A 22,020-nucleotide genomic window follows, 5' to 3' on the forward strand; every position below is an offset into this window, starting at 1 on the left:
CGGCGTGATCGGCGGCTGCGGCGACGTCCAAGGCTGCGGCCCGATTCGGCCGCGCGCCAGTGTCACCAGAAGAGCCCGAAGACAAGCCACGCCGAAATCGCCGCAAGGACTCCTGTGTAGAGCGCCGGACTGGCCAGCAGGGGGACCCGCCCGTCGAAGGGGTGGGCGCGTATCGGGCCTAGTTCCTCCGAGCTCTTCGCCAGCCATCCGCCGCCTTCCGCCGTCACCGTCGCAGCGGAAAGCTTCCGCCAGCGAGGGTGAAGGGCCGCGAACGCGCAGCCCGCCGCGGTGAAGACGATGGCCCACAGGAAGGCCTCCCACTGCCCGGTCAGCCAGCCGGGCAGCCACGAGACATCCGCCACTTCGCGGTCCACGAGACCGATCACGCCGTACAGCCCGCCGCTGACGAGGCCGGCCATGCCCACCCGCCGGTTCGCGCGCGTCACGGCGCCGATCAGGTAGACGAAGAGCAGCGGCGTGACGAAGACCGACGTGACCGACCGGAAGGCGGCGAGCATCGTCGGCGCACGCACGATGAACGGCAGATAGGCGAATCCGAGCACCAGGATCGCGACCGTCGCGATGCGCCCCACCCGCACGTAGTGGGCGTCCTCGCGGTCGCGCACCACGAAACGCGCGTAGATGTCTCGCGTGAAGACGGCCGACATTGACGATCCCATGGAGTCGAACGTGCTCACCGCGGCGCTCACCACCCCGGCCACGACGAGCCCCTTGGCGCCCACGCCCAGATAGGTGGAAATCAGATGGGGGTACATCGCGTCGGGCTGTGCGAAGTCCGGAAAGCGCGCCCTCCCGAACAGCCCCAGCATGTCCGTGAATACGAAGATGACGATGCTCACCCCAGCTCCCACGACCCCGGCCATCTTCATGTCCCACAGCGAACGCGCGCCCATCATCCGCTGGGTCGATGTATGGCTCGCGGTCCACCAGCCGGCGGAGATCAGGATCCACGCAAAGAAGATCACGAACGGCGAGGTCTGGCCGTCGCGGCCGCGGAACGAACTCACATGCGCGAGGTCGGCCGCCTGGAGACCCGGTGCGAGCCCCTCGGCCGCGGTGCCAAGCGCGGCCAACTCCGCCATCATCACGTCCCACCCCCCGACGGCGTGCCAGACCGCCGCGCACACCGCGAGGCCGCCGGCGATCACGAGTACGCTCTGGAGCACGTCGGTCGCGACCACCGCCCGCAGACCGCCCAGGGCCGTGTAGAGGCCGGACAGGACCACGAGCAAGATGATCAAGGCCCACGCCAGGCCCGGCCTCAGATCGCCGACGCCGACGAGGGTGAGGTACACGGACCAGATCATGAGCCCCAGCACGGACGTCCGGTACTGGATCTGGATCAACGCGCCGAGAACGCGCGTCCCCGGCCCGAACCGATGCTCGAGGTATTCCGAGTTCGTGTACAGTCCGGCGCGGTAGATCGCCGGGACGATGACGAAGGTGGCGAGCGTCGCACCGAACAGGCCGCCGAAGGTGTGGGCCGAGAGGAAGTGCAGGCCCTCGCTCGCGATCGTCCCCGTGGCGGAGACGAACTCCGAGTTGTCCATGCTCGTGGCGAACAGCGACAGGCCGACCGCCCACCACGGGAGCGCGCGCGCACCGAGGAACCACTCCCCGCTTGTGGAGGTACCGCGCGCACGGCGAAGACCGTAGACGATGATCGCCCCGTTCAGTCCGAGGACGATCAGCCAGTCCAGAGCGTTCACGCCCTGTCGCGCGGCCGAGCCGCGACTCGCAGACGCAGGTGCGAAGGGTACGCCGCGGTGTGGAGCACCGTGTTTCGCGCCGTCCGCATGCGGGTCCCCGTCCCCACGTCCTCGCCTGTGTTGAGGTTGCGGCTGAAGCGGGGGAAGCAGCTGCTGGTGATCTGAAGCCTGATGCAATGGGCCGCGCGGAATACGTGGCTCATCGGATAAAGCTGAATCCGGAACTCGGCCACCACGTTCGGCTCGAGGAGATCCGTCCGGCTCAACCCGCCGCGATAGCGGGCGCGCAGGATACCCTCCGTGAGGACGAAGGACCGTCCTGCACGATCGACGTCCGTCAACCGCGCCACGAAGTCCGTATCTCGCGCCGACGACTCCGCATAGAGCACGAGGTCAATGGGCCCCGTGACCTCCAGGTCGCGCTGCAACTCCCGCGACGTATAGACGAGCACGTCGGGCCGGCGCTCGATCGGCGCCTGTTCGACGGGACCGCCCCGCATCGGTGTCTCCGCGTGGGTCGTGATCAGGCGCGAGGAGAGGTTGCCCCCCAGCGAGGGCGCCGGGTCGCGCGGGTCATAGTCGAAGCGGTCCGGCGGCTCGTCTGCCGGTGGCTCGCGGCCGAGCCGCGCGCCGTCGTCTCGGTTCGCGCGACCGTGGCTGCGCAGATACCAGCGCACCGTCTCGGTGTCGGGTGGCGGCCACTCCGCGCCGCTGCACCACCGGTTCGCGCCTGTCGTGAACCAGCGCACCGGCGGGTCCTCGCTGATCCCGTCGTCCCGGCCGCGAAGCTGCCAGTCGAACCAGCGCCGTTCCTCCTCGCGCACATCGACCCACGCGTCGGGTCCGAACTCGACGTCTCCGACCGTCGTCTTCTCAGGGATCTCGTGGGACCAGGGGCCGATCAGACTGCGGCTCTGTTCACGCGCCCGTGCGGTCGCGGCCTCCTTCGCCATTCCCTCCTGGATGCGGAGACACGAGCCCGGATACGCGTCGTACCAGCCACCCTGCTGGAACACGGGCGCCGACACCTGGTGATAGCGATCCGTCACGCTCAGTGGCCGCCAGTAGTCGTCTCGAGTCGGATGCTCGAGCCACTCGCGCCAGTACGGGATCTTTCGTCCGATCGCGCGCTCGTCCATCTCGATGAGCGGCAGGTGGGCCCAGAAGTTCGCGTTCTGAAACAGATGGGCGGCGTGCGGCCCCGTCACCGCCGCCAGGTTCGTCTCCCAGATCACGGCGGCACCGAGCGAGAGCAGGAGCTGAAAGGCGCCGCCGAGGTAATGGCAATCTCCGAAGTGATCGTCGCAGATCACGTGTGGGGCCATGCAGGTGAGGTGGGGACTGCCGAGAGGGGCGCTGAGCCACTGCGTGAGCCCGCCGTAGCTGCGGCCCCACATCCCGATCTTCCCGTCGCACCACGCCTGGCCCGCGACCCACTCCAGCGTGTCGTGCCCGTCCTCGATCTCCGGGACGTAGGCGTGGAAGACGCCCTCGGATTCGAAGCGGCCGCGACAGTCCTGGACGACGAACGCGTATCCGCGCTGCGCCCACCAGATGCCGTTCTCGATGAACGCGTCTCGCCCGCTCTCATACGGCGTCCGGGTCACGATGGTGGGGAAGGGGCCACCGGAAGCGGGCACATACACGTCCGCGGAGAGCCGGACCCCGTCGCGCACCCTGCCGCGAAGTCCGTGCAGCAGCCGCACCCCGGTCAGGGCGGCGGCCTCTGGCGCGTCAGCTCTCCCTCCAGGGATCCATGAGGTCAACGCCGACGCCCTCCGCCTAGGTTTGCGGGGGCGGGATTGCGGCGACGACCTCGCTCGGTTCGGCGCGCACGGTGTAGTCCGGGTCCGCGTGGCTGTACACGATGGTGCCCGATCGATCGACCACGAACGTGGCGGAGAGCGGGAGTTCCCAGGACTCGTCGCCGTTGAAGCGGGGGAGGTCGATGCCGAGTCCGTCGAGGTAGAGCGTCCGCAGTTCACCTTCGACCGCGAACGTAAGCCCGTAGTCGCGGGCCACACCGAGGCCGAGGTCGAGCAGGACGTCGAACTCGATTCCATCCTCCTCGATCCAGCCGCGGGCGAATTCGGCGAGCTGCGGGGATAGCGTGATGAGCCGCGCGCCCTTGGCACGGATCTCGGGAAGCACGGATTGAAGAGCAGCCTGCTCCTCGCGGCAGTAGGGTCACCAGCGGCCGCGGAAGAAGCTCAGCACGACGGGGCCGCGCTTCAGGAGCGTCTTGAGGCGCACCGTAGGCCCCGCCACGCTCGGACGCGCGAAGAGCGGGGCGCGGTCGCCCGCTCGGCGCACGCGCTCGAGGATGCCGGAGGCCCGGAGCGACTCGGTGCCGGCGTTCATGATGGCCGTCGCCGCGGCTGGGCGCGCGGCTTCCTTCTCCGCCCGCATCTCGGCGAGGCGGCGGCAGAGCGGTCCCGTCACGGGGTGCCTGCCCGAAGCCGGCGGTCCCAGAAATCGAGCTGGGCTGTTCGGAGTCTGCTGGCCGACTCGACGGTCGCCCCCAGGATCATGTAGGCCCCGTCGCCACGCGAGTAGACGGGCCACGGCGGCAGTCCGGGGCCGTTCGGATCGCCGGTCGCGGCGAAGTTCACCCAGTAGGACGACATCGTCCGGGCCAGCCGCCGGTCCTCGGCCTCCCGCTCGCCGGGGCCGACGTTGCCGAACGCGTAGACGATCTCGGCCGCGTGATACGACTTGAGATACGCCCGCGCGCGCCCCGGCGGCTCGTGCGTGAAGTAGTAGAGGTAGGCGTCCGCGCCCGCCGCTTCCGATGCGCGCGCCCATGTCCGCATCTGGATGCCGAACAGGGCGTCACCGCGGCTGCGCATGTACGCGTCGCGGAGCTCCCCCTCCTCCGCGACCGGATAGACGGACTCGAAGCGCTCCGCATCGTCGCCCACGCGTCCGGCGACCCATTCGCGCCAGGCGTCGAGCGTCGTCGGGACTGAATTCGGGCCCGTCAGCGACGTCATCTCATCCGCGTTGAACCCGATGAGCACGGGGACGTTGTGGTGCCGCCCCTCCGAGAATGCCGTCGTCACGTCGGTCGGGAACACCCAGCCGTCCACGTTCTCCGCGGTCCTGAACAGCCGGCCGGCCGGCGTGGCGAGGGCCGCCATCACGCTGGTCGCGGAGGCGGCGCGCATCTCCTCCAGCGTCGCAGCGCCCAGCGCACCGATGAATGCATCGCCGATCTCCTCGGCGGAACGGCCCTCCTCCGGCGCATCGGAGAGACGCATCATCGGACCGAACCGCCCTCCACTCTGTCCGATCGCGCGGTGGAAGAGGCCTGCGGCCAGCGGCGTCGCCATGAGCGTATTCACGCTCCAGGAGCCGGCCGACTCGCCGAAGATCGTCACGCGGTCAGGGTCTCCGCCGAACACGGCGATGTTGTCGCGCACCCACTCGAGCGCCGCGATCTGGTCCAGCACCCCATAGTTGCCGGACGCCCCGTGTTCCGACTCCGCCGTGAGCAGGGGATGCGCGAGGTAGCCGAGCGGCCCGAGGCGGTAGTTGATCGTGACCACCACGGCGCCCAGCGCGGCCAGCGCGCCGCCATCGTACGCACCCACGGAACCCGACCCCCGGGTGAGCGCGCCCCCGTGGATCCAGACCATGACCGGCCGGCGTTCCTCCGCATCGGTGGCCCCCGTCCACACGCTGAGATAGAGGCAATCCTCCGCGGTGGGGGCCGGCGGACCTCGGAACACCGATCCCGCGGGGAAGGACTCCTGCATGCAGCGCGGCCCGAAACTGTTGGCTCGCAGTGTGGCCCGTCCCCACGGTTCGACCGGCTGGGGCGGCTTCCAGCGCAACTCGCCCACCGGCGGAGCCGCGAACGGAATCCCCCTGAACACCCGGATGCCGTTCTCGACCACGCCTTCGATGTTCCCCGCTGCCGTTTGGACGAGGCCGTCCTGCGCGTAAAGCGGTCGGTCGGCGACGTCGGCGGAGAGGCTCGCGACGAGGACGCCGACCAATACCGACGAGCGAAGACTGGGACGCATGTGACTACTCCGGATCTGTACAGAATGGGGTTGACGGAGACCCAAGGTGCGGGGGCTCAGGAAGACTCGCCAGCGGCGGGCGGCGCCTCCCCGTTCCACCGAAAGCGTCTGAGCGAGATCCGACCCTGTCCGTCGAACTCGACCCCTTCGCTCGCCAGAAGTTGATACTGGAACAACTCCGAGTACGAATCTCCGCGGCGGCTGACCTCGCCCCGCGCGTTGATCACCCGATGCCAGGGTAGGGGCCGGTCGGAAGCGTAGAGCGCGTAGCCCACCAGGCGCGCCTGCCCCCCGAGTCCGGCCAGCTTGGCGATCTGGCCATAGGTGGCGACCCGTCCCGAAGGGATGCGCGCGACGACATCGCAGATACGCTCGTGGAGGTCCGAAGGCATGGCCGGCTCGTCGATCAGGCCGGAGTACGGCCGCGTTCGTTGACGTGGAGGCGGTCCTTCCAGTTCCACCACTTCAACAAGTCGGGTTCGGGGCGTTCGGTCTCGGCGAAGTACACGGCGCAGCGGAAGACGTAGAGCACGCACCGGTCGATGTGCTGTCCGCGTCCGGAACAGAGACGCGCGTAGAGTTCGTTCGGGTCGCGACCTTCTAGGTCCCGCAAGCGGCCGATCCCGAGTCCCGCCAGATCGCGCGCGATACTGGGTCCAACCCCGGGAATCCGTTGCAGCTTCTGAAGTTTCGCGATGTCGGTTTCAGCAGGGTTCATCACTCACTCATTCGGCGGAGGCGGGAACGTCCGGGTACTATACCGGCAGGGCACGTGAATCTCGGGAGAGAGGACCCGATGGACAAATCTCGATGGACGCGAACGCCGCCAGCCTCGATGCTGCCGAGGGCCGGGCTGGCTCTCGCCGCCGGGGTCGCCCTCGCTGCCTGTTCCGACCCAGGGACGTCCACCGGACAGGTGGCCGAGGACGGCGTGACGACCGGAGCCGTCGCTCTCGATCGATTCGCCGCAAACCACGAGAATCCGTACGCGGACCCCGAGGCGAGATTCGAGATCCGGGTCGAGACAGACCTCATGATCCCGATGCGCGATGGCGTGCGCCTGGCGACCGATCTCTACCTGCCCGTCGAGCCCGCGGATCGCGGCGATGCCCTGCCCGTCGTTCTGATCCGGCTGCCTTATGACAAGGCGTCCTACCGGGGCGGTGCGATTCAGCCCGCTCGCTTCTTCGCGGGACAGGGCTATGCCGTCGTCGTCCAGGACGTGCGCGGCAAGTATGCGTCGGAAGGGCGTTACCTCCTGTCCGCAGCGGACCGAGAGGACGGCTACGATGCCGTCGAGTGGGCTTCGACGCAGCCCTGGTCGAACGGGAAGGTGGGCACCTTCGGCTGCTCCTATCTGGGCGAGAACCAGACACAACTCATGACGCAGCGGCACCCCGCGCACGCCGCCGCGATCCCCCTCGCGGCCGGGGGTTCGATCGGCTCGGCCGGCGGACGATACGGTTACTTCGGAATCTTCGAGGGCGGCGCCTTCGGGCTCTCCGCCAGCTTCGGCTGGTTCCGGGGCAACGGACGGAAGCTGCCGGGAGGTGAGCCGTCCCCCGCGGTCGAGATGTTCGCGGCCCTTCGCGAGCTTCCGACCATCGATCTCATGCGGAAGTACGGTCCCCCCGATCGCGACACGGACTGGGAAGAGATCCTGAGTACCCCGCTTGCCGATGAATGGTGGGATCAGCTCGGCTATCTGCGCGACGACGACCGCTTCGACACACCCGCACTGCACGTGAACTCATGGTACGACCTCGGAGCCAACGAGACGCTGCAGCAGTGGCGGATGATGCAGGACCACGCGGTCTCCGAGCGGGGCGGCGCGCACCAGTTCGTCATCCTCTCGCCCACCAGCCATTGCATGTCCGAGCGGGCCACCCAACACACCGTGGTCGGGGACATCGACTTCGGCGACGCCCGGCTTCCGTATCGGTCGCTCTACCTCGCCTGGTTCGACTACTGGCTCCGGGGCGACGAGAACGGAGTGACGCGGATTCCGAAGGTCCACTACTACGTGATGGGCCGGAACGAGTGGGCTTCCGCCGACACGTGGCCGCCCCCCGGGGCCGAGCCGACGCGCCTCTACCTCCACAGCGGCGGAAGCGCGAACACGAGATTCGGCGACGGGACCCTAACCGAGGACACGCCCGGAGAGGAACCCGCGGACCGGTACGCCTACGATCCCGGCGATCCCGTTCCCTCTCGGGGCGGGTCGGTCTGCTGCACAGGGAACCCCGCCGACCAGCCGGGAGCGTTCGACCAGTCCGACATCGAAGGGCGCGAGGATGTGCTCGTTTATACGGGCGATCCGATCGGAGATGGCGGGCTCGAGGTCGCGGGCCCGCTGGAGGCGAGACTCCATGTCAGTTCGGATGCCCCGGACACCGACTTCACCGTGAAGCTTCTGGATGTCCATCCGGACGGCCGGGCGATCAACATCGTGGAGGGGATCACCAGGGCACGCTATCGCGACGGCTACGAGGAACCCGTGATGATGGAGGAGGGTGAAATCTACCCACTCCGAGTCGACCTTCATTCGGTCGCGCATTGGTTCGCCCCCGGCCACCGCGTGCGGATCGAGGTCTCGAGTTCCAACTTCCCCCGCTTCGACCGGAACCTGAACACCGGCGGCAACAACTACGACGAGACGGAGTGGAGAGTGGCCCGCAACACCATCCATCACTCAAGAGAGCATGCCTCGCACGTCGTCCTTCCCGTCATGACGGGGGCGAGATGACCCCGGCCGGATCGCCGCGTCCCGACCTCGACGAGGCCGTCGAGACGTGGTCCCGGATGGGGGACGCCTCGCTGCTTCGTGGGGTCGCGGCCGTCATCCTCGGGTTCCTGGTGCTGACGTTCGGCTCGGTCATCGCGGGCCGGCTGCTCATCTCGGTCACGGACGTCGGGTCGGGTCTCACCCTCACGGACAGCTTCATCGCGGCGAGCCTGGGGTCTCGGCTCGCTCTCGCCGCTCTTGCCGGTTTCGTCACCGCGAAGGTCGCGCCTCGTGCTCCCCGGGTTCACGCCGGCGTATTGGCAGCGGTGCTGACGTTCTTCAGTCTGGCGGCCATCGCCGGGCTCACGCGGTCGGGCGACCCGGTCGGTCCGTCCTGGTATCCGATCGCAACGCTCTTCATTGGCCCGGTCGGCGTCATCGCCGGCGGTTCCCTCCGGCGGCGCCGGTAATGGGGTCGCCCCGGGGGATCCCGCCTTGCCGCGGAGGAGGTCACGCATGCGAATAGAGACGGTGGCCGTGAAGGCGGGGCTGGAGCCGGAGGGGGCGAGTCGCGCGATCGCGCCCTCGATCACGCTCTCGACCACGTTCGAGCGGGGGGAGGACGGGTCGTACCCGGGAGGGTTCGACTACTCGCGATCCGGGAACCCCAACCGGCGGGCGCTGGAGGTTGCGCTGGCGGCGCTCGAGGGCGGGCCGGAGGCGGTCGCGTTCCCGTCCGGCATGGCGGCCACGTTTTCGGTCATCTTCTCCCTCTCTCCCGGGGACCATGTCGTCGCGGCGGACGACGCCTACTACGGAACGGGAGTTCTCCTGCGCGACCAGTTCTCGGAGCGCGGGATCGAGGCGAGCTTCGTCGACATGACCGACCTGAACGAGGTCCGGTCCGCCATGCGTCCGAACACGCGGCTCGTGTGGATGGAGACGCCGTCGAACCCGCTGATCCGGATCTCCGACGTCGAAGGCCTCGCCGGGATCGCGCGGGAGGGTGGGGCGCTGTCGTGTTGCGACAACACGTGGGCGACGCCGCTCCTGCAGCGGCCGCTCGAGCTCGGTGCAGACCTCGTGATGCACTCGACGACCAAGTACTTCGGCGGCCACAGCGACGTGACCGGCGGCGCGGTGATCGTCCGCGAGCCGGGAGCAACGCTCGAGGCACTGCGGAAAATGCAGAGCGACGGCGGGTTGATCCCGTCTCCCTTCGACGCCTGGCTCACGCGACGCGGACTCGAGTCGCTCGCGGCGCGGATGGCCATGCACTGCGACAACGCGCTCGAACTCGCCCGCTTTCTCGACGCGCACCCCGGTGTGGAGCGCGTTCACTATCCGGGCCTGGAAGACGACCCCGGACATGCGCTCGCCGCGCGTCAGATGTCGGGCTTCGGCGGAATGCTCGCCTTCGACGTCGTCGGTGGCCGGGACGAAGCCTTCGCGGTGGCGGCCGCCGTGAACGTCATCGCCCGGGCCACGAGCCTCGGCGGGACGCACTCCCTGATCGAACACCGGGCCTCGGTGGAGGGACCGACAACCCGCGCGCCGGAGAACCTCCTCCGGATGTCCGTCGGACTCGAACATCCCGAGGATCTCAAGGAAGACTTGGCCCTGGCCCTCGCCCACGCCGTCCGCTAGGTCACTGGACGTTCCCGCGGGAACGTCTCAGCTGTCGAGTCCGCGAACCCGATCGGTGAGGATCCGCTCACCGGCCGGACGCAAACCCTCGCGGCGGGCGGACGCGAGTAGTGCCTCGACGAAGGTCTGCCCGTACCCCCGGCTGAACGCGATCAGGACGACGTCCTCGCACCACGTAACGATCTGGCAGGGGACGTGCAGGATCGGCCCTTGCGTCAGGAAGGGACGCCTCCGGCCGGGATCGAACAGGTCGAGGTCCGTGACGCACTCCAGCACGGCGGGCGCTGCGTCGCCGACGATGGCGAGCCAGCAATGGGAGTCCGTCGTGTCCGCGTAGTGCGGCCCTGTCGGGGGAGAGGGCGTCGCGCCGGGGCCGACGTGCCACAGCGAGGCCTGTGTCCGGTTCATGCGGTTGATCATGATCCCGGCTTCGACCGTGACCTCCCCCGGGTTGGGTGGTACGTCGAGGCCGAACGGCCGCACGGTCCGGATGTCGCGGCCCTGGAGGTCCCAGCGCGCCCGGTGGCTGAGGTCGATCAAGCGGACCCGGCCCGCGCCGTCCTCGCTCGCGCGGTCCGATTCGTAGTCGAGCACGACGTCCCAGCCGGCCCGGAGCTCGACGCGTGAGGGCACGGCGTCGAAGCGAACCGGCGACCGCCGACGGGCCGGGGACGCAGCCGCTGACGTTGGGCCGCCGGGCCCGGACGCGGCGGCCACCCCGCCCGCACCGGCGCGGAGCCGTTCGCCCTCCGGATCGTAGAAGTGCGGCGGCACCACGGTCGCCGTCGATCGCCGTGCCCGCCGGCCCTCCGACTCGTACAGATCGAGCGTTCCGCCGCGCTTCGCCAGCCGGTCTTCGACGAGGGCCAGGCCGTACTGCCAGCCCAGCGTCTCGCTGAAGCGCGTCGTGCACACGAACCCGGCGATGCGGTCGCCGTCCACCACGATTGTGCCGTCCTCGGGACAGTGGCCGGCGCGCTGGCCACCGTGACCGTCGGCCCCGTCCATCCGGAGCCCGACGAGCTTGAGCCTCCCGTCCTGGTTTTCACATGCGCGGAGCGCCGGAGCGCCCACCTTCCGCGAGGCCGTATCCTCGCGGTCCCAGAGCCACCCCATGCCGATGTCGAGGAGGGTCACGCGCTGCTCGGACTCGGTCCCGATGATCACGTGTCCCTTCTCGGCCCGCAGGCAATTCTGCGCTTCCAGCCCGAACGGCCCGATGTCGAACTCCGCGCCGGCCTCGCAAAGCAGGTCCCACACGTACTTCGCATAGCTCGCGCCCACGTGCAGTTCGTAGGACAGTTCGCCCACGAACCCGAGCCGCAGGCAGCGGGCCGCCACGCCGTCGCCGACCTCGATCTGCCGGTAGCCCAGATAAGGGAACGCGTCATTCGACAGATCCGCGCCCGTGATCTTCTCGAGCACCCGCCGCGCGTTGGGTCCCGCCAGGTTGATGGACGCGAGCGTGTCCGTGAGGTTCACGAGGTTGTAGTCCCACCCGTCGTATCGCGTGTGGAAGCGGACCCACTCGACGGTCGCCCCCGCCCGGTTGGAACTCGTCGTGACGTAGAACTCGTCCTCGCCCGTGCGTATGACGACGCCGTCGTCAACGATGTTCCCCGTGTCGTTGCACATCGCCGAATAAGTGCAGCGGCCGGACCGGGTCCGGGTCATGTCGGAGATGTAGACACGCTGGAGCGCCCGCATGGCGTCGGGTCCCCAGAGCCTGAACTTCCCGAGTGGTGAACTGTCGAGCAGCCGGACGTTCTCTCGAACGTTGCGGATCTCCTCGAGGCACCTGGGATCCGGACTGAAGTAGCGTGCGCGTTTCCACGGCCCGGCCCGGCGGAAGATGGCCCCGCGGGAGGCCAGGTCGTCGTGCAGCGGCGTCCGCTTGTGGACGTCATGGTTCGGCCCGGCGAGCGTCGCCAGCGACGGCGGGATGACCGGCGGCCGCACCGTAGTCGCCGCGAAGTCGCCGATGGGCCGCCCCGCGATTTCGGCCATCGCCATGGCGAGGTTCTGACCCGGGACCCGGTACTGCCCCGGGCCGAGACCGAAGTTGCCGTAGCGCTTGGCGAGTTCGGGGACATCGAACCCGAGTGCGGCGCTCTGGGCCGCGTTCTTCCAGGTGCCGTCCTCATCGAAGTCGAGGAACGTCTTGCGGCCCGGGCCGGAGGCCGGTCCGCGGACGATGGAGGCACCCCGGGCGGGCCCAGGCCGGTCGGCCAGAGCGGCGCCCGCCCGGGCCAGCGGTTCCGCGACATCCACGCCGCAGGCCGCGGCCGCCTCCAGCCCCGCGTTGCGGCCCGAGCACTTGAGGGCATCGAGATCAGTCAGCCGCAGGACCCCGCCCGCGGCGAACACGTCCGGCGGGAGGCGCTCGAGTTCGAAGGTCCCGGTGTGCCGGCCGTGCCTGAAGTGGGCGCCGGCGCACGAGAGGACCCCGATGTCCGGCTGGCGTCCGGCGCTCGCCACCAGCAGATCGCACCCGACCCGCACCGAATCGCAACCGGAATCGCCCCCGTCCCGAGAGGTCAGGTCGACCCCCCCCACCCGGCGTCCTCCCCGAACTCGGCTCGCAGCCCAGCCCGGCCGGAAGTCGATCCCGGCCGCCGCCAGGGCCTCGACCAGCGCGGCATCGTGACCCTCGCGCCGGGCGTCGGCGACCACGCGCACCTCCACGCCCAGCGCCGCGAGGTCGAGCGCGGCCTCCAGCCCGAGGTCATCGCCGACGCTGAACACGGCGGCCTTCCCGGGCCTGACCCCGTACGTACGGGCCAGCCGGATCGCCGTATCGACCTGCACCACCCCGGGGCGATCGTTGTGCTCGAACACCAGCGGCCGCTCGATTGAGCCCGTCGCAACCACCACCGCCCGCGCCCGGCACTCCCAGTGTCGCTCGGAGACCGCCTCCTCCGCCCCCCCGCGCTGAAAGCCCGTGACGAGATTCTCGCCCCAGATGCCCGTAACCGGAGCGTGCGAGAACACGCGCACCGAATCCATGCGCGCAAGCTGTTCGCCCAGCGCGTCCGTCTCCGCGGCAAGCGAGCGCCCCTTCCGCACGCGCCAGTCCAGGTGCCCCCCCAGCCGCGGCCGGCGCTCGAACAGGCATACCCGCAAGCCGCGACGCCCCGCCTCGAGCGCCGCGGACATCCCCGCCGGCCCGCCGCCGACCACGACCACGTCCGCGTTCAGGTAGCGCTCGGCCCGCTCCCCGCGGTCCCCGCCGTCCGGCAGGTCGAGCCGCAGGACGCCCAGGCCCGCCATTCCGCGCATCCGTTCCTGGAAAAACCGGGCGGCCCACGCCGGCCGGTGAAACAGCCGGTAGTAGAAGCCCGCCGGCATGAAGCGATCCAGTCGGTCCAGAAACCCGAACACGTCGAACCCGGGATCCCCGCGCACGTTCTGCGCGCCGACCGACATGCCCTCGCGGAGCGGGGTCGTGCCCGCCGACTGGTTCGGCACACCGTCGATCGAGACCAGCTGGCTCGACCCCTCGCCCTCCAGATCGTACAGCCCCCGAGGTCGGTGATACTCGAAGCTCCGCCCGAACGTGCGAACGCCCGCGGCCCACAGCGCGGAGGCCACCGTGTCCCCCTCGAACCCCTCCAGCGCACGCCCGCACCACCGGAAACCGAGCGGCCGCGATCGGTCGATCCGCTGCGTCGACGAGGCAACCAGCCGGCTCACGACGGTTCCTCACGGTTCGTGGCCGGGTTACGCCGGGTCGAGAACCAGACGCCGCAGCCCGCACCGTGGTACCACCATTCCTCTCGCGGTCCCGGATCGTTCATGCGGAACTGCGCCCAGCGGAAATGCGCCTCCGCCGAGAGATTCTCCTGATCCGGCCTCGGACCCCGCTCCGGTCCCCCGTAGGTGAACTCGTACACGTCGCGCTTCCCGCACACCGGGCACGTCAACCGGAACGTCACGACGTCAGACCCACCGCGTCAGACCCACCGCGTCAGTCCCACTGTCCGTACTTCATCGTCGTGGCCGTCTCACCCATATACCGGTTCTCGAGGAAACGCCGGAGGGCGAACGGCTTCAGAATCTCCGGCGCTTCCTCCCGCGCCATGAACTCGGCCATGTACTTGCCCGCCACCGGTCCCGACTTGAACCCGAAATATCCCCACCCCACATCCAGATAGAGCCCCTCGTACGCGAAGTTGCCGTCGAGGATCGGCGCCATATCCGGCGTCATGTCGGCGAGCCCCGCCCAGATGCGCAGGAACCGCACGCCCTTCAGGCACGGCATCAGGTCGGTCAGCGCCTCGGCCTGGTGCTTGAAGTAGCGCGCCGTGACGTCCGTCGTGTAATTGACCTGCGGGTCCATATGCGCGCCCGTCACGATCTCCCCCTTCAATGTCTGGCTCGCATAGACGTGATACGCACCCGAACTCACGACGTGGTGCAGGAACGGCTTGAGCGGCTGGGTCACCATGGCCTGGATCGTGAGCGGGTTCACCGGCAGCTCGATGTCGAGCATCGCCGCGATCGCCGGCCCGTACCCGCCCGCCATGATCCCCAGCTTCCGGCACCCGATCCGTCCCGCGTTCGTCCGCACCCCCGTCACCCGCCCGCCCTGCACCTCGATCCCTTGGACCTCGACCCCCTGGTGGATCGCGGCCCCGTGCCGGCTGGCGCCGCGAGCGAGTCCCCAGACCACCGCGTCGTGCCGCACCACCCCGCCCGGCGGGTGGTACATCCCCCCCTGGATCGGATGCGCGGCTCGGTCGGACACGTCCAGCGCCGGGATCAGCTCCTTGCACTGCTGCGGGTCGAACAGCTCCGAGCGGACCCCGCAGAAGTTTGCCGTATTGATCGCGAGCCGGAACGAGGCCACCGCCGCCTCGCTGTGGGCGAGGTTGAGATTGCCGCAGTTGTAGAACATGAGATTGAAATCGAGTTCGTCCGTAAGGACCCGCCACAGCTTCAGGCCCTCGTCATTGAGCGGGACGTTCTCCTGCGTGCGCTGATTCGCCCGCACGATGGCCGTGTTCCGGCCCGACCCCCCGAACCCGATGTACTGACTCTCCAGGACGGCGATATCGCGGACGCCATGCTCTTTCGCCAGATAGTAGGCGGTGGCGAGTCCGTGGATTCCGCCGCCGATGATCACGACCTCATAGTCGCGGCGGAGCGGCCTCTCTTCCCACAGTCGACCGTAGCGGAGGAACCCCGGAGCGAGGCCCAAGTCAGCTCAGCCGATGACCGAGTAGGAGGAGTCCGGATTCATGGTCCGGAGCCGGCTGAAGAAGCCGAGATCACAGTCCCGTCTCGTATATTTCATATGAAACCGGACCGGGTCGGCGTCGTGGTCCCGTCCGTCCTCGACCTCCTGAATCAGCTCGGCCATGAGTTGGCCGGCGACGGGCGCGTTCTTGAACTGGTTCCCCGACGTCCCCACCGCCATATAGAAGCCGGGCAGGTCCGACTTGTCATAGATGGGGATCCAGTCGTCCGATACGTCATACAGGTCCACCAGGCCCTGCCGCGCCTCCGGCACGGGCAGTCCCGTCACCCGCTGCGCCTCACGCAGCACCTGCGTCCTCCACTGGTAACTGAACGTGTTGTCATAGTCGTCGGGATCGTCCACCCACTCCAGATTGTCGCATGGCGGATCTTCGGAGCCGATGAGGATGTGGTTGCCGACCTCCGGCCGCGAGTAGCACCCGATGTCGCTGTCCGAGATCAGCATTCCCACCACGTTGTAGTCGACCCCCTCCGGCGCGGGGACGTGACACACCTCCTGCTTGAGCGCGCGCGTCCTGATGTTCATCCCCTCCTCGACGCCCGCCATCCGGTTGATGACGAAAGAGTGCGGCCCGCCGACGTTCACCACCACCGGCGCCCGGATCGCGGATCCGTCCTTCAGCCGAACCCCCGCGACCCTCCGATCCTCCCGCAGGATTCCCGCTACCTCGGTGTTGAAGCGAAACTCGCCGCCCCGGGCCTCGCAGCCCCTTTGCACGTTGTGGCAGCACAACTGAGGGTCGTTGATATAGCCGGACTCCGGGATATAGAGCGCGCCGGCCACATCATCTCCCGTCGGCCGGCCGAACCCCGGATCTTCCTCCGTAACCGGGGGGCCGAACTGCCGAGTATCGAGGAAGGAGAGTTTCGCCCGCATCCCGTCCGCGTCGAGGTCTTCATAGGCGACGTGAAGCTCGTCGAGACTCTCCATCACCCTGGTCAGGTAGTGGTTCTTCTCGGTCTTGGTGACGAGACAGCCGGTGTTGACGTAGCGCGCCAGCCCGGACTCGTCCGGGACGCCGACGTACTTTCCCCAATCGAGCCAATAGAAGTAGGACTCGCGCGCCATGGCCACGCCGTCCGGGGTCGAGTAGTGGAGACGGATGATGGCGCAGGTGTTCGAGGTCGAGCCGTATCCGGCCGCGGGGAGCTTGTCGACGTTGAGCGTTCTGAATCCGCGCCTGGCCAACTCGAACCCGGTGCAGCAGCCGATGACTCCAGCCCCGATGATGATCGCGTCGTAGTCCCTGGACATTCGTTTCTGGCCTCCTCGCCTGACGGGCGGCCGCTACGCTCAGCGGCCGTCCACCTCACCGATGCGCTCGTACACCGCATGCGAGACGCGTTCGTTCCCGTCCGCGTCGGTGCTGCGATACTCGTTGTCGATCCGGTTACCGTCTTCCGAGAGGACGTTGATGATGACCTGCGTCACCCGCCCGTCCCGCCGGCTCGTGATCCGGTTCGTGAACTCGTCGACGACTTCCACCGCCGTCTCGACGCCCTCCCGGCCGGTCACGGGACGGAAGGCGCCGTCGAACATCGTGTCGTAATTCCACTTCGACTCCCCACCGCGCGCGTTCGTGGACTCGACGGTGATCTTCATCCCGCCGTCCCCCCAGGGCTCGTACGTCATGACGTTGAGCGAGGGGGACGGCGCGTCGGAGCGCAGCTTCCACACGCCGTAGCGGGGGTTGCCGCGCTGGGCGGATGCAGCTGCCGGGCTCCCCGGGTTGAACAGGAAGTAGTCGTAGATGGCGCGGGAGATCTGGGCGATCATCGCCTCGCGCGCCGGGACCGGCCGCCCGGAATCCTTCACGAACACGACCGTGATCACGTGCCCGGCCCCGTCCGGGAGATAGATGTACCCGACGTCGTTCGTCGTCCCGCCGATCGTTCCCGTCTTGTGGCCGACTTGCGTACCGGGAGGCAACACGCCCTTGATGCGGCCGGTGCCGGTCTGCACGCGCAGCATGACGTCCTTGAAGACCTCCGTATTCTTCGAGCCCAGCGCCTTCCCGGCCCAGGTCATGGCCAGCAGGTGCGCCATGGCGCGGGGCGTCGACGTGTCCCGCGCGTCGGTCGAGAACGCCTCCCGGGCCGCGTCCCGCTCCGGGGCCGAGACCCCGCCCGCGCGGTCGCGGAACTCCGCCATCGAAATCCGCCCGTCCGCCGGCGTCTCGACGCCGGAATAGTCCCCGATGAGGACCGAAGTCGGACGGTTCACGCTCAGGCCCTCCACATTCAGCTCACTCATGCGCGCGTTCACCGCGTCCGGGCCGCCGGCGGCGGTCAGCGTGAGGTCCGTCGCGCTGTTGTCGGAGATGAGGAGCATCAGTTCGAGCAGGTTCCGGAGAGAGAGCGCCACGCCGGGGTCGTCGAACAGGTTCGAGATCGTGCCACTGCCCGGGTGAATGTCCGTCGACTCGAGTTCGACCATGTCTGCCAGCGAGATCTCGCCCCGGTCGACCCGGGTCAGGAGTTGCACCGCGATCGGGACCTTGTAGGTGGACGCCATGGGGAAGCGCTCGTCCTCGTTGAACCACACGGCTGCGTCCGGTCTCGACGTGGACGGCGCCCACGCCCACCGTGCCCCCGCTGTTGGGGGCGAGACGCTCGATCTCCGCCAGGAGGCGGCCGAGTCCGGCATCGCCCGCCGGCATCGCGGACTGCGCGGCGACCGGGCTCGCGGGCAAGCAGTCCCACGGCCAGCGTCGCCATGGCGAGGGATGTGCGAAGGCGCATGGGTCGTGCTCCTTGTGTCGTACTCATGGTCTCGACAGGGCCTGGCCACTCGCGGCCGGCATTGCCGTACGGTAGCCATTGCGGAAGATCGGGGACGAGACCGCCTCCGGCCGGATCGCCGGGACGGCATGACTCGTGACATACTCCGCACATCCCGAGACCACCGGGGCAACCAAAGTGAAAGGACGTGCGACGCGATGACGCCCGAAGAACGGCGGGCCGCCGAGGCGGTGGATGCAGAGCGCCTGTTCCGGCTTCTCGGCGACCTGATCGCGATCGAGAGCGTCGCGAACCGCGAGACTCCGGCCCAGGAGCGGGTGGCCATGGAGATGCGGGACATCGGTCTCGAGACCGACGTGTGGGAGATCGACTTCGAGCGGCTGCGCCGTCATCCCGCCTACACGGCGGACGTGGAGCGGCATGAAGGGCTCGGCGTGGTCGGGATCATGGGTCACACCGAGGGCCGCAGTGAGGGCCGCACGCTCATCCTGAACGGTCACATCGATGTCGTCCCCGCGGGAGAAACCGAACGCTGGACCCGCCCGCCGTTCGAGTTGACGCGCCATGCCGGGCGCCTGTTCGGTCGCGGCGTCGTGGACATGAAGGGGGGTCTGTGCAGCGCGCTGGAGGCCGCGTGGGCGCTGCGCGACGCGGGAGTGGAACTGGACGGGGCGCTCCAGATCCAGAGCGTGATCGGCGAGGAGGACGGCGGGGCGGGCATGCTGGCGACGATCGAGCGGGGCCACACCGGGGACGGGGCGATCGTGGTCGAGCCGACCCAGTTCGTGATCGCCCCCGCCCAGGCCGGCGCGCTCAGCTTCCGGCTCACCGTCCCGGGGCTCGCCGCCCATGGGGCGCTGCGCGAAGAGGGTGTGGACCCGGTCGAGAAGTTCATCCCCGTCTTCCAGCGGCTCCGGGCCCTGGAAGCGGCCCGGAATCATGACGTGGCGGACCCGCTGTTTCGCGCGGAAGCCTTGCCCTACGCCCTTACGATGGGACGGCTGCAGGCGGGCATCTGGCCCTCGACGGTGGCGGAGAGTCTCGTCGTGGAGGGCCGCTTCGGCGTCGCGCCCGGGGAGGACCTCGCCGAGGCCCGCCGGGCGCTGGAGGACGCCGTGGCCGAGGCGGCCGACGGTGACGCCTGGCTACTCGACCACCCCCCTGCGGTCGAATGGGTCGGGGCGCAGTTCGCCGCCGCCCGCACGGACGAGAGCGACCCCGTCGTGAGCACTCTGGCCGGCGCCGTGCAGACGCTCAGCGGCACGCCGGCACGTCTCGGCGGCATGCGCTACGGCGCCGACATGCGGCTTCTCGTCAACCAGGGCCATGTGCCCACGGTGCTCTTCGGCCCCGGCGACGTCCGCCGGTCGCACCGTCCCGACGAGAGCATCCGCGCACAGGATCTCGTCGAAACCGCCCGGATCCTCGCCGTCGCCGCGATCCGCTTCTGCGGCAGCGCGGCCAGTTGATCGGCTCGCATACTTCCGCTCAGGTCACGAGCAGGGTGCCGATCCTGGCGATCTGCTCGAAGTGTCCGTCGCTCGTCAGCACGGTGGACCCCGTGTGGGCCGCGCAGGCCGCGATCCAGGCGTCGTTCGTGGGAATCGGTGTCCCCGCCCGCTTCAGGTCGGCCACAATCTCGGCGTAACAGCGGGCGACGGCATCGTCGATCGGCACGACCTCGACCGGTGACGCTGCGAGGAAGTCCGACAACTCCGTCTCGTTGCGCGTTCCGTGAGCGCCACCGAGGAAACCGAACCGGAGTTCCCCCAGCGTGACGGCCGGTACGCCCACCCAGATGGCCCGGTCCAGGATGTTCGCGATCCGCGCGCTACCCCTCCGCAGGCGGCTGTAGGCCGAGGTGTCCAGGCAGTAGCGGCTCACTCCCACATTTCCGGGTCGATCTTCCCGAAGTCGCGGGTTGCGGCCTCGAACTCACGGAATTCCGCGTCGGTCCAGCCCCCCGCGAAGCGTCCCAATCCGTTCGATCGAGGAGTTCCGACACCGAGACTCTGCTTGAGAAGGTCCAGCACGGTCCGGTTGAGGGATGTCCCCCGCCGCCGTTTCTCTTCGTTCAGCGCACGCCCCAACTCGGATGGCACGCCTCGTACTGTCAACGTCTTCACCGGCCATCTCCATGTGATGTCAGATTATGCTTGCGTATGCTGTCATAATATGCATGCACACAGTGCGGCGATCAAGAAGTGGGGTACGCCTTCCGGTCGGATCACGTCTCGCTAAAGTTCAGGCTACGTACCCTTATCAACGGGTGCTCAATTCGAGTTCCCCCAAGGACAGGTGCTGCCATGTCTGCTCGAACGTCGGTTGGAATCAGGTTTGCTCTCTTGTTCGCCTTGGCGTTCACGGCGGCTCGCCTCCCGTTGCGGGCGCAGACCTTCACGGTCGAAGAGGCAACCATTGCGGAGGTGCACGCCGCCTTCCAAGCGGGTGACCTCACCTGCGAGGGCCTCGTCCGAAGCTACCTGGCCCGCATCGACGCCTACGATAAACAGGGGCCGCGACTGAACTCGATCGCGATCGTCAACCCGGAGGCGCTCGAGGAGGCCCGGGGCCTCGACGCCGCCTTCGCGACCGGCGGCCTCATCGGACCGCTGCATTGCATCCCCGTCCTGCTCAAGGACCAGGTCGAGACCCGGGACATGCCCACGACCTTCGGGTCGGTGCTCTTCGCGGGCTACGTGTCGGGGCGTGACGCGACCATCGTCACCCGCATCAAGGAGGCCGGCGCTCTCATCATCGCCAAGACGAACATGGGCGAGTTCGCCTCGCGCTACGTCGGCTCGGGGTTCGGGATCATCCGCAACGCCTACGATCCACGGCGCAACCCGAGCGGTTCCTCCGGCGGCACCGGCTCCGGCGTGGCGGCCAACCTCGGCATGATCGGCATCGGCGAGGACACAGGCGGCTCGATCCGCGGACCGGCGGCCGTGGTCTCGCTCGTCGGTCTCCGTCCCACGCTCCCGCTCGTGAGCCGCTTCGGGATGATGCCCGCCAACCCCACCACGGACACCATGGGCCCGATGACCCGCACGGTGATGGACGCGGCCCTCCTGCTCGACGCCATCGCCGGCTACGACCCCAACGATCCGGTGACCGCGTATTCCGTAGGAGAGGTGCCGAACTCGTACACCGAGGGGCTGGCGGCCGATGGTCTGACCGGGGTCCGGCTCGGCGTCATCCGAGATCCGATGGACCGGTCAGTGGATACGACGTCGGAGGGGTTCCAGCAGGTGCGCGCCCGGATCGAGGCGGCGATCGGCGCCCTGAGCGACCTGGGGGCCGAAGTGGTGGACGTCGACATCCCCGGGATCGAGCGCGTGGCCGCCGTCTTCGGCCTCAACTCCTACGAGACCGAGGAGGCGACGGACGCCTATCTGGCCGAACTTCCCGATGCCCCCTACCAGACGCTCGCCTCGATCCTGCTCACCGGACGGGTGAACCCGTGGCGGGCCCGCGGGATGGGTGATCTCCTGGGGAAGACGACCCGCGACCCCGGCTATCTCGAGTACCTGCTGGCGCGCGAGCAGATCCGGCAGGACGTCATCGCGACGATGGCGGAGCACGACCTCGACGCGTTCGTCTACGCGACCTTCGACCACCCACCGGACCTGATTGCCGGGGATGTCGAGACGAACCCGGCCCCGGATGACCGCTACGCGCTGGGAGACAACCGCTCGCTGAGCCCGCTCACGGGGTTCCCGGCTCTCACGGTCCCGGCCGGGTTCACGGCGGACGGTCTCCCGGTGGGTCTCGAGTTTCTGGGCCGCCCCTTCACGGAAGCCATGCTCCTGCGCTTCGGCTACGCCTTCGAGCAGGCGACGCACCACCGTCGTCCGCCGTCCACGGCACCGCCTCTCAGTGGTTGAGA

The 22,020-nt window shown here is 68.8% G+C and carries 18 protein-coding genes and 1 pseudogene; 5 read left to right on the forward strand and 14 right to left on the reverse strand.

The genetic code is table 11. The features are described from left to right. Positions 1-62: 62 nt before the first annotated feature. The 7 genes and pseudogenes from ACN9M6_RS09610 to ACN9M6_RS09640 all read right to left on the reverse strand — a co-directional run bounded on the left by ACN9M6_RS09610 (position 63) and on the right by ACN9M6_RS09640 (position 6,476). On the reverse strand, positions 63-1,730 hold the full coding sequence (locus tag ACN9M6_RS09610) for a sodium:solute symporter family transporter (RefSeq protein WP_419162708.1): 1,668 nt from the start codon (positions 1,728-1,730) through the stop codon (positions 63-65). Further along, complete coding sequence (locus ACN9M6_RS09615; RefSeq protein ID WP_419162709.1) at positions 1,727-3,496, reverse strand: CocE/NonD family hydrolase; 1,770 nt, start codon at positions 3,494-3,496, stop codon at positions 1,727-1,729. The genes ACN9M6_RS09610 and ACN9M6_RS09615 overlap by 4 nt, the downstream gene beginning before the upstream one ends. A 16-nt stretch (positions 3,497-3,512) precedes the next feature. Beyond that, a pseudogene (locus ACN9M6_RS09620) lies at positions 3,513-3,905 on the reverse strand (redoxin domain-containing protein); the annotation flags it as partial. Between the two features lie 12 nt (positions 3,906-3,917). Next, positions 3,918-4,172, reverse strand: a complete 255-nt coding sequence (locus tag ACN9M6_RS09625) for a hypothetical protein (RefSeq protein WP_419162710.1) — start codon at positions 4,170-4,172, stop codon at positions 3,918-3,920. Further along, the gene (locus ACN9M6_RS09630) at positions 4,169-5,758 is read right to left on the reverse strand and encodes a carboxylesterase/lipase family protein (protein ID WP_419162711.1); all 1,590 of its coding nucleotides are present in this window, start codon (positions 5,756-5,758) and stop codon (positions 4,169-4,171) included. The genes ACN9M6_RS09625 and ACN9M6_RS09630 overlap by 4 nt, the downstream gene beginning before the upstream one ends. Positions 5,759-5,814: 56 nt before the next feature. Beyond that, positions 5,815-6,150 (reverse strand): MGMT family protein, encoded by a 336-nt coding sequence (locus tag ACN9M6_RS09635; RefSeq protein WP_419162712.1) that lies wholly within the window; start codon positions 6,148-6,150, stop codon positions 5,815-5,817. Between the two features lie 14 nt (positions 6,151-6,164). After that, positions 6,165-6,476 (reverse strand): helix-hairpin-helix domain-containing protein, encoded by a 312-nt coding sequence (locus ACN9M6_RS09640; protein WP_419162713.1) that lies wholly within the window; start codon positions 6,474-6,476, stop codon positions 6,165-6,167. 78 nt (positions 6,477-6,554) lie between these two features. Between ACN9M6_RS09640 and ACN9M6_RS09645 the strand changes: the two genes are divergently transcribed. Genes ACN9M6_RS09645 through ACN9M6_RS09655 form a run of 3 tightly spaced genes read left to right on the forward strand, consistent with a single transcriptional unit; the run spans position 6,555 to position 10,130 of the window. After that, on the forward strand, positions 6,555-8,504 hold the full coding sequence (locus ACN9M6_RS09645; RefSeq protein WP_419162714.1) for a CocE/NonD family hydrolase: 1,950 nt from the start codon (positions 6,555-6,557) through the stop codon (positions 8,502-8,504). Beyond that, the gene (locus ACN9M6_RS09650; RefSeq protein ID WP_419162715.1) at positions 8,501-8,953 is read left to right on the forward strand and encodes a hypothetical protein; all 453 of its coding nucleotides are present in this window, start codon (positions 8,501-8,503) and stop codon (positions 8,951-8,953) included. Before ACN9M6_RS09645 ends, ACN9M6_RS09650 begins: the two co-directional genes overlap by 4 nt. 46 nt (positions 8,954-8,999) lie before the next feature. After that, positions 9,000-10,130, forward strand: a complete 1,131-nt coding sequence (locus tag ACN9M6_RS09655; protein WP_419162716.1) for a trans-sulfuration enzyme family protein — start codon at positions 9,000-9,002, stop codon at positions 10,128-10,130. A gap of 27 nt (positions 10,131-10,157) precedes the next feature. On the opposite strand, the gene ACN9M6_RS09660 is transcribed toward ACN9M6_RS09655, so the two are convergent. Genes ACN9M6_RS09660 through ACN9M6_RS09680 form a run of 5 tightly spaced genes read right to left on the reverse strand, consistent with a single transcriptional unit; the run spans position 10,158 to position 17,934 of the window. Next, positions 10,158-13,823, reverse strand: coding sequence for an FAD-dependent oxidoreductase (locus tag ACN9M6_RS09660; RefSeq protein ID WP_419162717.1), 3,666 nt, complete (start codon positions 13,821-13,823; stop codon positions 10,158-10,160). After that, on the reverse strand, positions 13,820-14,065 hold the full coding sequence (locus ACN9M6_RS09665) for a sarcosine oxidase subunit delta (RefSeq protein WP_419162718.1): 246 nt from the start codon (positions 14,063-14,065) through the stop codon (positions 13,820-13,822). Before ACN9M6_RS09665 ends, ACN9M6_RS09660 begins: the two co-directional genes overlap by 4 nt. A 32-nt stretch (positions 14,066-14,097) precedes the next feature. Next, positions 14,098-15,330: an FAD-dependent oxidoreductase gene (locus ACN9M6_RS09670; protein WP_419162719.1), complete on the reverse strand. Its 1,233-nt coding sequence runs from the start codon at positions 15,328-15,330 to the stop codon at positions 14,098-14,100. Between the two features lie 6 nt (positions 15,331-15,336). Next, complete coding sequence (locus ACN9M6_RS09675; protein WP_419162720.1) at positions 15,337-16,644, reverse strand: NAD(P)/FAD-dependent oxidoreductase; 1,308 nt, start codon at positions 16,642-16,644, stop codon at positions 15,337-15,339. Between the two features lie 39 nt (positions 16,645-16,683). Next, the gene (locus tag ACN9M6_RS09680; protein ID WP_419162721.1) at positions 16,684-17,934 is read right to left on the reverse strand and encodes a serine hydrolase; all 1,251 of its coding nucleotides are present in this window, start codon (positions 17,932-17,934) and stop codon (positions 16,684-16,686) included. 394 nt (positions 17,935-18,328) lie between these two features. Between ACN9M6_RS09680 and ACN9M6_RS09685 the strand changes: the two genes are divergently transcribed. Further along, positions 18,329-19,600 carry an ArgE/DapE family deacylase gene (locus ACN9M6_RS09685; RefSeq protein ID WP_419162722.1) on the forward strand — a complete coding sequence of 424 codons (1,272 nt, stop codon included), beginning with the start codon at positions 18,329-18,331 and terminating at the stop codon, positions 19,598-19,600. 19 nt (positions 19,601-19,619) lie between these two features. Here the strand turns inward: ACN9M6_RS09685 and ACN9M6_RS09690 are convergent, their stop codons facing one another. Both ACN9M6_RS09690 and ACN9M6_RS09695 read right to left on the reverse strand, forming a co-directional pair. Then, a complete protein-coding gene (locus tag ACN9M6_RS09690; RefSeq protein WP_419162723.1) occupies positions 19,620-20,015 on the reverse strand; it encodes a type II toxin-antitoxin system VapC family toxin in 396 nt (131 codons plus the stop codon). After that, a complete protein-coding gene (locus tag ACN9M6_RS09695; protein ID WP_419162724.1) occupies positions 20,012-20,257 on the reverse strand; it encodes a hypothetical protein in 246 nt (81 codons plus the stop codon). Before ACN9M6_RS09695 ends, ACN9M6_RS09690 begins: the two co-directional genes overlap by 4 nt. Positions 20,258-20,476: 219 nt before the next feature. Here ACN9M6_RS09695 and ACN9M6_RS09700 point away from each other — a divergent pair, with 219 nt between their 5' ends. Further along, positions 20,477-22,018 (forward strand): amidase, encoded by a 1,542-nt coding sequence (locus ACN9M6_RS09700; RefSeq protein ID WP_419162725.1) that lies wholly within the window; start codon positions 20,477-20,479, stop codon positions 22,016-22,018. Positions 22,019-22,020: the final 2 nt, after the last annotated feature.

Source organism: Candidatus Palauibacter sp., assembly GCF_965197445.1.
In the GTDB taxonomy this organism is placed as follows: domain Bacteria; phylum Gemmatimonadota; class Gemmatimonadetes; order Palauibacterales; family Palauibacteraceae; genus Palauibacter.